This window comes from Flavobacterium sp. MR2016-29, from assembly GCF_015350695.1.
GTDB lineage: Bacteria > Bacteroidota > Bacteroidia > Flavobacteriales > Flavobacteriaceae > Flavobacterium.
In genome coordinates this window covers 768920-783038 of the sequence record NZ_JADKPU010000001.1, presented here as the reverse complement: position 1 = coordinate 783038, position 14119 = coordinate 768920, and the positions used below count along the sequence as shown (strand labels likewise).

The window sequence follows — 14119 nt, the reverse complement described above, 5'->3', positions numbered from 1 at the left end:
GATTTTATGTACATCAGTCTTTTTTATTTATTCCATATTTTCCAAGCTTTTTCGGCTTGAAAAATAAGCATATCATATCCATTTTTTATAGTTGCACCTCTTTCTTTAGCATTTTTTAAAAATTGGGTTTCTGCAGGATTGTATATTAAGTCGTAAGCGATGTGCTTTTCTGTAAAAAACTCATAAGGTAGGTTGGGACAGGCTTCGATATTCGGACTTGTTCCTACTGGTGTACAATTGATTATGATTTGAAAATTATCAAAAGTAGTGGCGTTTATCAAATCATAATCAATAATATTTTCTTTAGCTTCTCTTGAAACAAAAGTATAAGGAATATCTAATTCTTCAAGAGCATAAGCAACACCTTTTGATGCGCCGCCTGTGCCCAAAATAAGTGCTTTTTTATGATGCGGTTCTAACAACGGTTTTAATGATTTTTTGAAACCATAATAATCAGTGTTGTAGCCTTTCAATTTTCCGTTTTTGGTAAATTTGATAGTATTTACAGCACCAATCAGTTGTGCTTTTTTTGATAGCTTATCTAAGTAAGGAATTACCTGCTCTTTATACGGAATCGTAACATTTAAACCCTTTAAATCAGGATTATTTTTAAGTAATCCGCTCAAATGACTTATTTCAGAAATGTCGAAATTTTCGTAGCTATTGCCTGCAAAAACTTCGTCACTAAATTTTTCTGTAAAATATCCCTTTGAAAAAGAGTAACTTATATTACGGCCTAATAAGCCAAAACGCCTTCTTAAAATATCAATCATTATTGTTTTCTATGTTTTTCAATATAATTTTTTACCATTTTTTTTGACCAAACCACAGGAAACAAATCTTCAATTAAGATATAGTTGTCAAAGTTTAAACGCAAGCCATTGCTTAAGTGAAATTTTGCTTTTGTGTTGTCTTGAATCATGAAATACAATCCAGCTAAACGGTATTCGATTTCGTTTTCTTCCGGAAAATATTCTGATGCCTGTAGCAAAGTTTGAATAGCACTGTCAAATTCTCCTAAAAATTGAAGAATATCTACCCAGAACAGCCAAGTGTCTAAGGCATAATCACCAAATTCTACTGCTTTTCTGTATCCAAATTCAGCTTCTTCAAAAAAGTTCATTTGTTTATTGATTGTTGCATAACGCTTCCAATACAAACGATTTTGATTGTCAATTGCTAATGCTTTATTTACAAAAAACAACGCTTTCTGAAAGTTTTTCTGGCGAACATAAAAGTCAGTAATGGCAATCCAGCCTTTGTCTAAAAGCGGATCTTCATGTACAGTTTGATTGTAATATTGAAGTGCTTTTACAGAATTCCCTAGCTTTTCATAACATTTTCCAATACGCAATAATGCATAAGAAGTTGCATCGTCAAGTTCGATTGTTCTGTTGTAGCTTTCAATAGCTTCATTGTATTTTTTAAGACGTTCGTAAGCTTTTGCTTTTTCCATGAAAGCACCCAAAAATTCTTCGTCAATCAGGGTTGCATAATCAAAAGCACGAATCGCGTTTTCGTATTCTTTTACGCCATAATGCAAGCGCCCAAGCTGATGCCAGGCAATTTCGCTGTATGGGTTTTTATTAATATAATCGTTAAGATATAGAATAGCTTCTTGGTTTTGATCTAAAAATTCAAAACAATACACTACGTTATATAAGGCAGATTGATCTTCTAAATCTTCTTCAAGACATTTGATAAAACTGTCTTTCGCCATCTCAAGGTTATCCATAAAAAGATATTCCATTCCAATCAAGTTGTACACATCAGCGTAGTCGTCAGTATATTGCAAAGCAATTTTAAGCAATTCTACCGCTTTTTCGTGTTGATCTCTTTTAGAACAAATATTGGCTTTCTGGATGTAAATTTCCTCGTTGTTAGGTTCGATTGCATATAACTCATTTAAGAGCTTTTCGGCGATCTCTAGTTTGTCGTCGTAAACCAACATTTCTACTTGTACTAATTTTAAGCCCGTAGATTTTGGGTGTTGGTCTAATGCAAGTTTCAAGGCCTTTTTTGCTAAATTAGCCTTGCCTATATCTAAATAATGAAGAATTATTTCTTCAAATTCTTCAGAATCAAAAAAGAGTACTTTGTTGGTTTTCAACATCGACTCAAATTTGGATAAGGATAGGTTATAATCTTCTTCTTCGTTGCTTAATTGCATACTGTCTTTATTTGAAATTAGCCTGTTATAAATTTAGGCAACCATATTCTTGTTGTGAGGTAAGGAAATTAATTGTTTTGAACAATTTAATTAACAATATGGACAGAATTTTCATTCTGTTTTACGTTATAATCTTTTGATTTGTAAAAGATTAATTTAATTAATATTCTAATTTATTAGGCTTTATTCCTGCTTCATGATTTCATCCATTACGCTTAAAATTATTGCGCATCCTTCTTTTATTTCTTCTTCAGAAACGGTTAATGGCGGTGTTATTCTAATAGCGCAACCTTCAAACAGCAGCCAGAATAAAATAAGCCCTTTTTCCTGACAGTTCAAAATAACTTGATTTGTTATTTCAGCAGTTTCTGTCATGGCGGCAAGCATTAATCCTTTTCCTCTAACTTCCTTTATCAAAGGGTGTACCAAAAGAGATCTGAAGAGTTTTTCCTTCTCTAAAGTTTCTGCCATTAAATTTGTTTCAGTTAATTCTTGCAAAGTAGCTAAACAAGCTGACGCAATGACAGGATGACCTCCAAAAGTGGTGATATGGCCCAACTTAGGATTTTCGGTCAGTAGGTCCATTTTTTCTGCAGCAGCAGTAAAAGCACCAACCGGCATTCCGCCACCCATTCCTTTACCCATGACCACAATATCAGGAACTACATCGTAATTTTGAAACCCAAAAAGTTTTCCAGTTCTACCGAAACCTGGCTGAATTTCATCAACAATCATCATGGCTCCAACTTCATCACAGCGCTTACGGACTTTCTGAAGAAAATTATCATGAGGCTGAATAAATCCGGCGCCTCCTTGAATGGTTTCTAATAAAATAGCGGCTGTTCTAGTCGTTATTTTTTGTAAATCTTCTTCGTTATTAAAAGTGATAAAATCAACATCTGGAAGCAAAGGACGGAAAGCTTGTTTTCGTTCTTCGAATCCCATAACACTCATAGATCCCATTGTGTTACCATGATAAGCGTTATGACACGAAATAAGCTGGCTGCGTCCTGTTGTTCTTTTCGCTAACTTCAGTGCGCCTTCAATCGCTTCTGTTCCGGAATTTACTAAATATGTTTTATTTAAAGATTCGGGCAGGAGTGAAGCCAATAATTTACAATATTGCACGGCTGGACTTTGCGAATATTCTCCGTAAACCATTACATGCGAATACTTGTCTAACTGATCTTTGATAGCCTGATTTACTCGCGGATGCTGATGTCCTAGCGTACAAGCCGAAACTCCAGCAACAAAATCTAAATATTTTTTCTTGTTTGTATCGTAAATATATGAGCCAATGGCATGCGAAACTTCCATTCCTAAAGGATAAGGAGATGTTTGTGCTTGATATTTTATAAAATCTGGATTCATTTTTTTGAGATTCTAAATTAGTTCATTGTCTCAGTTTTCGGTCCCAGTCTAAAACTGAAAAACTGCGACTGAAAACTATTTTTTAGTCTTTGTATTTGCTTTCGCTGTAGTCGCTTTTACTGCCGGTTTCTTTTTGTCGTAATCGCGCGTTTCCTTCCTTACTTTCATAGGGACGTTTTCCTTTGCTTCTTCGTCTTTGCCTTCTTTTATTAGCTTATCATTCATTTCATTATCCTCAGCACTAAAAATATCATCTTTCGATTTTATTCTTTCATCACCGCGCCAGACAAGACCTCTTAACTTTCTCGCATTTTCAGGCAAATCGGCTTCTGGATAAATATCTCCATCAACTTTATTAAAAAAGGTAATGGTTTCTACGGCATTATTTTCCAGAATCAAATTGATCTTACTGCTGACATTTTTATTAATTCCGATAAGCTCATTGGCGTCATTCCGCATATAATAAATGACTTCGGTGTTTTTGATTACATCAACGTCATGCAGTTTTCCGTCTCTAAATTTCCCAAATAAATTCAGTCCTTTAACTTGATTAAATCCTGTTCCGAGCGTATCCCGCGAAACGAGAAATGTATTATTGAGCACTTTTAGCGAATCTAATTTTTTGGTGTTGTTATCGCCAATCAAATGCATAACATCGCCGGTAATCTGATTGTCGCCGTTCCATAAAATCGGATTTCCAATCAGTTTTGTCAAGGCAGTTTTTGAATTTGAGTGAATCGAATCGCATTTACCGCTCATATCGGTCTTGAAAAACCGAACATTTTTATAAGCTCTTAAAATTCTTTCGCCTTCTTTTCCGGTAACCATTAACTTTTGTCCATGAATGTAAACAGAATCATTCTCAACAAGGTTCACTGCTACAGCTCTTTTAGTGACAAACATCGAATCTTTTAGTTTGTAAACTTCTGCGTAATGTCCTTTAACAATACCGCGATTGATTGAATCTGTGATTTTTACATTTCGAGTTGCCGACGCAAATTCTATATTTCGATTATAATATAAACTATCGCCTTCAATTAGCCTGTCATCATATCTGATGTATGATTTCCGTAAAAAATGAGCTAAGTTTTTTTTCGTATCGTAAAAGCCTTTTTCTGTATAAATATAATTGGCTTTGCTCGTAATGGTAGAAGGACCGAGCAAATAAGTATGTCCAGAATTACTGTAATAATCCAAATGATTTGATTTTACAACATATTTAGGATTTGTTAGGGTTACTTCAGTCAAAAACTGAAACTTCTTTTCGGCAACAAAATACCGCCCTGATTTGCTTACAAGTGTATTATCTTTATTAACAATAGTTCCTTTTGTATTGTAAAAAACCTGCTGTACATTTCGGTCAAAATTAATTGTATCTGTTTGTAAAGTCGCATCTGGAGAAGTCATAACAGCATCGCCGGTTGCAAATGCTTTTTTTACATTTCCGTTATATTCTGCATATTTGCTATTTAAAAACAAGGTATCACCCTGTACTAATTGCACATTTCCAAAGGCTTTAAGATAGTTTTCTTTCTGAAAAAAATATGCTTTGTTGCAAGTTAGTACAACTCCGTCATGATTTACTTTCACATTTCCGGTAAGCAAAACGGCATCAGGCGCTGTTGCTTGATCAACATCTAAGAAATCAGAGTGTTCTATAATGATTTTTTTTGGTGCTTGGGCAAAAATGGTTTGTACGCTTAAGAAAAGCAGACAAGAAAATATGAAAAAGAGTGATTTCTTCAATTGATTAAATTTTTGTCAAATTTATGAAAAAGGATACAACCTTATATTGTTATTAGGATTAATTTATAATGTTTCTTTTTAAGGTACAAAGGTTCAGAGGTACAGAGGTTCAAAGTTTTTTTTTTGATCATGGATTCTTTAAACCTTAAAAAAAATCGACTTGAGAATTGATTTAAGCAATGATACCCTTGTTCCTTTGAATTTCTTCTTAATTATCAACAAAACCCGTAACTCTCACGTTGTAGTTGGCATTTTTCGAATGATTTAATAATAAAACGAATTGACTTTTGCCCGAATTTTAAAAATTAAACTAAATTTAGAAAATAGTTTTAGAATTATGAATCAATTTTAAAATCTTAAATTATAAAAATAATATGATAAATAATAAATTTATTATTGCTGGAATTGGTGCAACACTGCTTTTTTCGGCCTGTAAAACCCAAGATTTAAGAATGAATAATGCGCCTAAGGAAGAAAGTGTCACGGATAAGAAAATTGTAGTATATCAGGTTTTTACACGTTTGTTTGGAAATAAAAATGCAACCAATAAACCTTGGGGAACAATCGAAGAAAATGGAGTTGGAAAATTTAATGATTTTACAGATAAAGCGCTTCATGAAATTAAAGATTTAGGTGTTACCTATATTTGGTACACTGGAGTGCCGCACCATGCATTAGTGCGCGATTATACTGTCTATGGAATTTCAAATGATGATCCAGAAGTAGTAAAAGGCCGTGCTGGATCTCCTTATGCAGTGAAAGATTATTATAATGTAAATCCAGATTTGGCAGTAAATCCGGAAAATAGGCTTCAGGAATTTGAAGATTTGATTGTCCGCACACACAAAGCGGGTTTGAAAGTAATTATTGATATTGTTCCGAATCATATCGCTCGAAAATATGAAGGAAAAAACAATCCGGAAGGCGTCCGAGATTTTGGTGCTGATGACGATGTAAATGTTGAGTATAAAAGGGATAATAACTTTTATTATATTCCCAACACACATTTTGAAATTCCAGATGGCAACGTTCCATTAAATGGCGAAAAAAATCCTCTAGTTGACGGTAAGTTTGATGAAAACCCTGCAAAATGGACAGGGAACGGATCTCGTAAAGCGAAACCAGACCAAAATGACTGGTACGAAACCGTAAAAGTAAATTACGGAATTCGCCCGGATGGTTCTAAAGATTTTCCTGAGCTTCCTGCTGGATTTGATCAAAAATCATATCAAGAACATTTTGCATTTTGGCAAGATAAAGATGTTCCTAGTTCTTGGAAGAAATTCAAATCAATCGCTTTATATTGGACTGCTAAAGGAGTCGACGGTTTTCGTTATGATATGGCAGAAATGGTTCCGTATGAATTTTGGAGCTATATGAATTCAGCTATTAAAATGAAAAACCCGAATGCTTTTTTATTAGCCGAAGTTTATAATCCGAATGAATATCGAAATTATATTCATTTTGGAAAAATGGATTATTTATATGACAAAGTAGAAACGTATGATAAGCTTAAAGATATTATTCGCGGAAAATCTTCTCCAGACGGATTATCTGATATTCAAAAAAGAATGTCTGACATCGAACATCATATGCTTCATTTTTTAGATAATCATGATGAACAGCGTTTGGCAAGTCCTGAATTTGCAGGAACTCCAGAACGCGGCAAACCTTTAATGGTAGTTTCTACAACTATCAGTACTTCACCGACAATGGTTTATTTTGGACAAGAAGTAGGAGAGGCTGGAAATGAAAACGCTGGTTTTGGAACCCATTCGAGAACTTCTATTTTTGATTATATTGGTGTTCCAAATCATCAGCGATGGATGAATGACGGTAAATTTGATGGCGGAAAATTATCTGATTCAGAAAAGAATCTTCGTGATTTCTATAAGCGACTACTAAATTTTTCGATCAATAGCACAGCCTTGATGGGAGGTTTTCAGGAAATTCAATCTGTAAATCGTCAAAACAATCAAGGATATGATGATTTAATTTATTCTTACGTACGCTGGTCGGATAATCAAAAATTAATTATTATCGCTAATTTTTCTTCTGAAAAAACAAGTGAATTTAATTTAAAAATTCCATCTGATATAATCTCAAAGTGGAATTTGAAAGATGGAGAATATCAACTTGCAGATCAATTGTATAAAAAGAGTTTAGTTCAATTAAAAGTAGAAAATGGAGAAGGAGAAGCAAAAATTAAACTATTGCCTTCAGAATCATTTATATATGAATTGAAATAGTTTATGACTTCGAATGGAGGGTAAAATTTCTTTAAACAAAAAAGCTGATACCTAATTTGTATCAGCTTTTTTGTTTTTATACTTTTTTGACTTTCTTCAAAGCCTCTTTGTAGTTTTCATTTGCTTTCTCCCAATTAATATGTTTGTAAAAAGCATCAATATAACTTCCTTTTCTATTTTGATAATCTAAATAATAAGCATGTTCCCATAAATCGATACCTAAAATTGGAGTTCCTGGAATCAGAGCATTTTTCATCAAAGGATTGTCTTGATTATCAGTTGTAGTAACTTGAAGTTTTCCAAGCTTATCAACTACTAACCAAACCCAGCCTGATCCAAATTGTTTAGTAGCCTGACCTTTAAATTGATTCGTAAGATTGTTGAAAGAGCCAAATTCTTTGTTTATTGAACCCGCCAAAGTATCTTTTGGAGACTGCTCCTTAGGTGTCAAAATATTGAAGTACAGCGTATGATTAAAATAGCCTCCAGCATTTTGACGAAGTTTAGCATTATTTAAATCTAACTTTTTCAGAATGTCTTCAATAGGCATATTTTCGTATTCAGTAGAAACAATTTCTTTGTTTAAATTATTTGTATACGTTACGTAATGCTTAGAATAATGTGTTTCTAAAGTAAGCGAACGAATATCGGGTGCTAGGCCATCATAAGCAAATGGCAATTTGGTAAGTCCAAATGAGCCAGGCTCTGCTTTTACATCATCAGGTGAGCCTATTGTTATTTTTTCCTCCTTTGTGGGTAAAGGAACTTCTACGACCTCGGTCAGCTTGTTGTCATTACAAGAAAATAATACTAAGAATGAAGTCAAAAGGCAAAAGCGAGTAATGTTTTTCTTCATAATATTATCTATTTTGATGTTAGTGAATTAATTATTTCGATATAATTTTCTTTTGCTTCATCAATTGAGATATGGCTAATCTGCATCCATGCGTTTGTTTTAAAAGCATCTCTCAAGTCAAAATTTTCAGATTGATTATAGACTGCTGTTCCAAAAGTTGCCTGTTTGTAGTACGCATAAAGTCTTAACTGCACATCTTGTGGCAGCGAGGCTTGAGTCATTTTCAAAGCAATTTCTACTGCCTCTGAAAAACGAGTATCTAAATCTTTTTCGGTCATTTAAGCTTTTGTAGCAATAATGGTTTTTCCGCCGATTGCTTTTTGGTTTAGTTCTACATTTATTTGAGTACCTAAAGGTAAAAATAAATCTACTCTTGAACCAAATTTAATAAAACCTGCATCAGTACCTTGAACAACTTGCATTCCTTCTTGTGCATAGTTTACAATTCTGCGCGCTAAAGCACCAGCAATTTGTCTGTATAATATCTGTCCGAATGTTTCATTTTCAATAACAACGGTTGTTCTTTCATTTTCTTCGCTTGCTTTTGGATGCCAAGCTACTAAAAACTTACCCGGATGATATTTGCTAAATTTGATAATACCGTCCATAGCATAACGCGTAACGTGTACGTTTATTGGTGACATAAAAATAGAAACCTGTAAACGTTTGTCTTTAAAAAATTCACCTTCATAAACTTCTTCAATAACGACAACTTTTCCATCAACTGGAGCAAGAATATGATCGCTGTTTCTGATTGCAATTCTTTTTGGATTTCTAAAAAATTGCAAAATAATAATCAATACAGCTAATCCAGCTAGCTGAACTAGAATTCTAAGCCAATTGATATCAATGAATTTCTCAGCTATTAAAAGTACAGCAACGGCAAAAACAGTACCTAATAAAATGGATGGTCCTCCTTCTTTATGAAACATAATATAAAATTTGATAAAATAAAAATATAATTGGTGCTACAAATATAACACTATCTAGTCGATCTAAGATGCCTCCATGTCCAGGCATTATAGAACCGCTGTCTTTGACGCCAGCAATTCTTTTAAATTTTGATTCGATCAAATCTCCGATCGTTCCAAAAATACTAACAATTAGAGCAATAATCATCCAAATTAAGATTGATTTACCGCTAAATTCAGGTTTAGGCTGAATATATAATTTTGAAATTAAAAATCCGGCAAAGGCAGCAAAAATAGCTCCTCCTAAGAAACCTTCAATAGTTTTTTTAGGAGAAACACGCTCAAATAACTTGTGTTTCCCTATCGATTTTCCAACTAGATAAGCAAATGTGTCATTCGTCCAGATTAAGATAAATAATCCCAAAATAATTTTAGGATTATAATCATTAGTACCAAAAGAAATTTTTATTATAAAAATAAAAGGAAGTGTAATATATCCTAATAGATAGAGATATTTAGATGAAATACTTATTTTTTGAACAGAGTCGTAGAATAAAAATAAAATACATTTGATTGATATGACAATAGTAACAGCCAGAAGAACTATATTCAATTCTTGAATGTTGGTTTCAAGATCTAAATTTGAATTAAATAAACTATTTAGATATGCGGTTGTTTGTTTATTATAATGACTGATTAATACAATAACTGCGTATAAAGTAGTTCCAAATAAAATCGAAAAGATTTTATTAAGATTTACTAAATTGGAAAATTCATAAATTGTAATAATTAAAAAAAGACCAAAAAGAATAATAAAGCTTTCGGTTGAAAACAGAATTGAAGTTAAAAGTAAAGCGATATAAACAGCACCAGAAATGGTTCTCTTGAGTGTTTCATTCATCTTAAAGATCTTCTAAAAGCAATAAATATAGATTTTTAGCAACGCTTCCGTATTGTGTAAAATCTTCCTCTTTTGCTTTTTCGAAATATTTTATTGTGGTAATGTTAGTTGGATAGTCTCTTTCATACTTGCGTTTAATAGCGCTCAAACCATCACTTTTTATCGATAGAATTTGACTTGTTGTAGCTATTATTACAATATTTGCAGGTAACTCGTTTGGTTTATCTTGTCTGATTTGTTTTGATGAAAACAAAATAGAACCTTCATCGGCGATCAGATTTTCACAAGAAGCTAATAAAAATTTAGGGTTTCTTGGCGAGATGTAAATTAATTTGTTTTCTTCTAATAAATGAAAAAGTCCTGGTTCATAGCACAAAACTTCATTTTCGAACCAATCGTTTTCCTCTAAAATATTTTCAAATTGTTCTGCAACTTCTTGCTTGTTTTCACAATACAAAAATTTACCGCCATTTTTCTTAAAATTAAAAATGAATTGTTCGTCTATTGATAAATGACTGTTAGGAACAGAATTACCTCCTCCGTATTCGCTTTCACTTTCTTCATCAGATGCGGTATTGCTAGAACCAAATATTTTTTTGAAAAAACTCATTTTATATGAAATACTTTACATGTTAATTGAAAACGTTCAAAGATAAAAAAATCTTAATTCAAAAGGCTATTTTGAATTAAGATTTTAAAAAATATTGCATATTTCTGAATAATCTACGAAACCACTTCTTCTAGATTTTTATCAAAAGTACGTTTTCCGAAAATTGTTTCTAAGTCATCTTTAAAGATTACTTCTTTTTCTATTAAGATATTAGCAAGCTGATTTAACTTGTCTTTGTTTTCTTCTAAAATTTGAATTGCTCTTTGGTATTGACCTTCAATTAATTCTGAAATTTCTTTGTCAATAACTTTGGCAGTTTCGTCAGAGTAAGGTTTAGAGAAATTGTATTCGCTTTGCCCAGTTGAATCGTAATAAGTGACATTTCCGATTTTATCGTTCAAACCATAAATGGTAACCATAGCACGAGCCTGACGCGTAACTTTTTCTAAATCGCTTAAAGCACCAGTTGATATTCTGTCAAAAGTCACTTTTTCTGCTGCTCTTCCGCCCATGGTAGCACACATTTCGTCTAGCATTTGATCTGTTCTAACGATTTGTCTTTCTTCTGGCAGGTACCAAGCAGCTCCTAAACTTTGTCCACGAGGAACAATAGTTACTTTAATAAGTGGTGCAGCATGTTCTAACATCCAGCTTACAGTAGCATGTCCAGCTTCGTGAATAGCAATTGCTCGTTTCTCTTCTGGAGTAATGATTTTATTTTTCTTTTCTAAACCACCAATAATTCTGTCAACGGCATCTAAGAAGTCTTGTCTGTCAACTGCTGTTTTATTGTTACGAGCAGCGATTAATGCAGCTTCGTTACAAACATTAGCAATATCAGCACCAGAGAAACCTGGAGTTTGTTTTGCTAAGAAATCTAAATCAAGACCTTCAATTTTTTTGATAGGAGCCAAGTGAACTTTAAAGATTTCAGCTCTTTCGCGAATGTCTGGCAAGTCAACAAAAATTTGTCTGTCAAAACGTCCAGCACGCATTAAGGCTTTATCAAGAACATCAGCTCTGTTTGTTGCGGCTAATACAATTACGTTAGAGTTTGTACCAAAACCATCCATTTCTGTCAATAATTGATTCAGAGTATTTTCTCTTTCGTCGTTTCCGCCTGACATATTGCTTTTTCCTCTTGCTCTACCAACAGCGTCGATTTCATCAATAAAAATGATAGCAGGAGATTTTTCTTTAGCTTGCTTAAATAAATCACGTACACGAGATGCACCAACTCCTACAAACATTTCTACGAAATCAGAACCTGATAAAGAGAAGAATGGAACTTGAGCTTCGCCTGCAACGGCTTTAGCTAATAAAGTTTTACCAGTTCCCGGAGGTCCTACAAGTAATGCTCCTTTTGGAATTTTACCTCCAAGATTAGTATATTTTTCAGGGTTTTTAAGGAATTCTACAATTTCTTGTATTTCCTCTTTTGCACCTTCTAAACCTGCTACGTCCTTAAATGTAGTTTTGATATCTGTTTTTTCATCAAACAATTTCGCTTTCGATTTTCCAATATTGAAAATTTGTCCGCCTCCGCCACCAGCGCCGCCTGACATTTTACGCATAATGAAAATCCATACACCAATAATGATGATGATTGGAAGCAAGCTGATTAAAATATCGCTCCAATTGTTTTTTTGCAAGAAATTAAAATCTTTCAGTTTGCCTTCGCCAACTGCTTTTTCTAATTTTGTTTGAAAAATTTGGTCGTTACCAATTTCTAAAGTATAGTGAGGACCTTTGTTTGGTCTTTCAAATATATCTTTAGATACTTTTTTATTAGCTGCGTCTTTAAGCGCTGCAGCAGTTAAATATACTTCAGCTTCAGCTTTATTATAAACGATCACTTTTTCAATTTGTCCTTTTTCTAGTAAAACATTGAATTTAGAAGAAGTCAATTGAGCAGGTTCGCTTAAATTAGATCCTCCTGTTGCAAAACTTATAAATAAAAAAACTAAAAGTATTGCGGTGTATATTAACCAAGGACTTATTTTAAATTTACTCGGATTTGGATTATTATCTTTAGCCATTAGAAAAAATTTTCTTTAGTATTTGTTTTCGATTGTAGTTATTTTGGCGTCCCCCCAAAGGCTTTCGATATTATAGTATTCACGTATGTGTTTCTGGAAAACATGTACCACGATATGCACATAATCCATAAGAACCCATTCCGCGTTATCGGTTCCTTCTACGTGCCAAGGTTTATCTTTTAAGTCTTTAGATACTGTTTTTTGAATTGAGTTTACAATGGCGTTAACTTGGGTATTTGAGCTTCCGTTGCAAATGACAAAATAGTCACAAACAGCCGTGTCTATTTCTCTTAAGTCAAGAATATCTATATCATTTCCTTTTACCTCTTCAATCCCTTTGATTATGTTCGCCAGTAGAACATCATTATTAATAGTCTTTTTCGCCATGAATTATTTTATATGAATTTGTAAAGTTACCAAAATTTGTGATTATTTTTGAACCTTAACAAAATATTAAATTAAGTTATTTAAATTATTTGAATGAAACTAATCAAACTCGATGCCATAGATTCGACAAATGACTTTCTTAAAGCATTATCCAGCAAGGATGAACTTGATAATTTTACAGTGGTAACAGCTGAAAATCAGACAAAAGGCAAGGGTCAAATGGGAGCGAAGTGGCAATCTGAATCAGGTAAAAACTTAATTATGAGTGCCTTGGTAAAGGATTTTCTATATGAAAATGAAAAGGTATTTGACTTAAGTATTATAGTTTCATTAGCCGTGATCGAGGTTCTAAAATCGTTAAAAATTCCTGATTTAAGCATAAAATGGCCTAACGACATTATGTCATATAATAAAAAGATTGGTGGCATACTCATCGAAAACACCATAAAAAGTGATGGCAGGATTGTGTCAGTAGTTGGTTTAGGACTCAATGTCAACCAGACAAATTATACTGAATTGCCAAATGCTTCCTCATTGGCAGTGATTTTAGGAAATACTGTTAATAAAGATCTTCTGCCAGCTTTAATAATCGAAAATATACAAACGAAAATTGATTTGTGGGAAACGAATTCGATAATTTTCTGGAAGGATTATTACAATGCTTTGTTCAGGAAAGGAATTCCGATGCCATTTAAAAATCTTCATCCTAAATCTTCAGGAGAAAATTTTATGGGAATAATTAAAGGAGTTTCCTCTGTTGGAAAAATTCAAATCTTGCTTGAAGATGATTCTGTTTCAGAATTCGATATTAAGGAAGTTCAGATGCTTTATTAGCTAAGTTTCTAAGCTTCTGAGATACTAGGATTCTAAGGCTTTTTA

13 protein-coding genes are annotated in these 14119 nt (G+C 33.1%); 2 read left to right on the top strand and 11 right to left on the bottom strand.

All coding sequences use genetic code 11. From position 1 onward, the window contains the following. Nucleotides 1–23: 23 nt before the first annotated feature. The 4 genes from IR010_RS03565 to IR010_RS03550 all read right to left on the bottom strand — a co-directional run bounded on the left by IR010_RS03565 (nucleotide 24) and on the right by IR010_RS03550 (nucleotide 5287). Nucleotides 24–773, bottom strand: coding sequence for a shikimate dehydrogenase family protein (locus IR010_RS03565; protein ID WP_029269397.1), 750 nt, complete (start codon nucleotides 771–773; stop codon nucleotides 24–26). Beyond that, nucleotides 773–2170 carry a tetratricopeptide repeat protein gene (locus tag IR010_RS03560; protein ID WP_194601667.1) on the bottom strand — a complete coding sequence of 466 codons (1398 nt, stop codon included), beginning with the start codon at nucleotides 2168–2170 and terminating at the stop codon, nucleotides 773–775. Before IR010_RS03560 ends, IR010_RS03565 begins: the two co-directional genes overlap by 1 nt. Nucleotides 2171–2353: 183 nt before the next feature. Further along, a complete protein-coding gene (locus IR010_RS03555; RefSeq protein WP_194601665.1) occupies nucleotides 2354–3541 on the bottom strand; it encodes an aspartate aminotransferase family protein in 1188 nt (395 codons plus the stop codon). A 75-nt stretch (nucleotides 3542–3616) separates the two neighbouring features. Beyond that, the gene (locus tag IR010_RS03550; protein WP_369813932.1) at nucleotides 3617–5287 is read right to left on the bottom strand and encodes an OstA-like protein; all 1671 of its coding nucleotides are present in this window, start codon (nucleotides 5285–5287) and stop codon (nucleotides 3617–3619) included. Nucleotides 5288–5661: 374 nt separating this feature from the next. On the opposite strand from IR010_RS03550, the gene IR010_RS03545 reads away from it, so the two are divergent. Further along, nucleotides 5662–7536 carry an alpha-amylase family protein gene (locus IR010_RS03545; protein ID WP_194566762.1) on the top strand — a complete coding sequence of 625 codons (1875 nt, stop codon included), beginning with the start codon at nucleotides 5662–5664 and terminating at the stop codon, nucleotides 7534–7536. A 76-nt stretch (nucleotides 7537–7612) separates the two neighbouring features. Here IR010_RS03545 and IR010_RS03540 read toward each other — a convergent pair whose 3' ends face one another. From IR010_RS03540 to rsfS, 7 genes are all read right to left on the bottom strand, one after another. Beyond that, nucleotides 7613–8392, bottom strand: a complete 780-nt coding sequence (locus IR010_RS03540; protein WP_194566761.1) for a superoxide dismutase — start codon at nucleotides 8390–8392, stop codon at nucleotides 7613–7615. A gap of 8 nt (nucleotides 8393–8400) precedes the next feature. Then, the gene (locus tag IR010_RS03535) at nucleotides 8401–8670 is read right to left on the bottom strand and encodes an acyl-CoA-binding protein (protein ID WP_026982203.1); all 270 of its coding nucleotides are present in this window, start codon (nucleotides 8668–8670) and stop codon (nucleotides 8401–8403) included. Continuing rightward, the gene (locus tag IR010_RS03530; protein ID WP_029269408.1) at nucleotides 8671–9324 is read right to left on the bottom strand and encodes a phosphatidylserine decarboxylase family protein; all 654 of its coding nucleotides are present in this window, start codon (nucleotides 9322–9324) and stop codon (nucleotides 8671–8673) included. Continuing rightward, nucleotides 9314–10204, bottom strand: coding sequence for a phosphatidate cytidylyltransferase (locus IR010_RS03525; RefSeq protein WP_029269410.1), 891 nt, complete (start codon nucleotides 10202–10204; stop codon nucleotides 9314–9316). The genes IR010_RS03530 and IR010_RS03525 overlap by 11 nt, the downstream gene beginning before the upstream one ends. Before the next feature lies 1 nt (nucleotide 10205). After that, entirely contained in the window at nucleotides 10206–10814 is a 609-nt protein-coding gene (locus tag IR010_RS03520; RefSeq protein ID WP_029269412.1) for a lactate utilization protein B/C, read from the bottom strand. A 113-nt stretch (nucleotides 10815–10927) separates the two neighbouring features. Then, nucleotides 10928–12853 (bottom strand): ATP-dependent zinc metalloprotease FtsH, encoded by a 1926-nt coding sequence (gene ftsH / locus IR010_RS03515; RefSeq protein ID WP_029269414.1) that lies wholly within the window; start codon nucleotides 12851–12853, stop codon nucleotides 10928–10930. A 15-nt stretch (nucleotides 12854–12868) separates the two neighbouring features. Next, nucleotides 12869–13240 (bottom strand): ribosome silencing factor, encoded by a 372-nt coding sequence (gene rsfS / locus IR010_RS03510; protein ID WP_007809313.1) that lies wholly within the window; start codon nucleotides 13238–13240, stop codon nucleotides 12869–12871. A 93-nt stretch (nucleotides 13241–13333) separates the two neighbouring features. Here rsfS and IR010_RS03505 point away from each other — a divergent pair, with 93 nt between their 5' ends. Continuing rightward, nucleotides 13334–14074: a biotin--[acetyl-CoA-carboxylase] ligase gene (locus tag IR010_RS03505; protein ID WP_194566758.1), complete on the top strand. Its 741-nt coding sequence runs from the start codon at nucleotides 13334–13336 to the stop codon at nucleotides 14072–14074. Nucleotides 14075–14119: the final 45 nt, after the last annotated feature.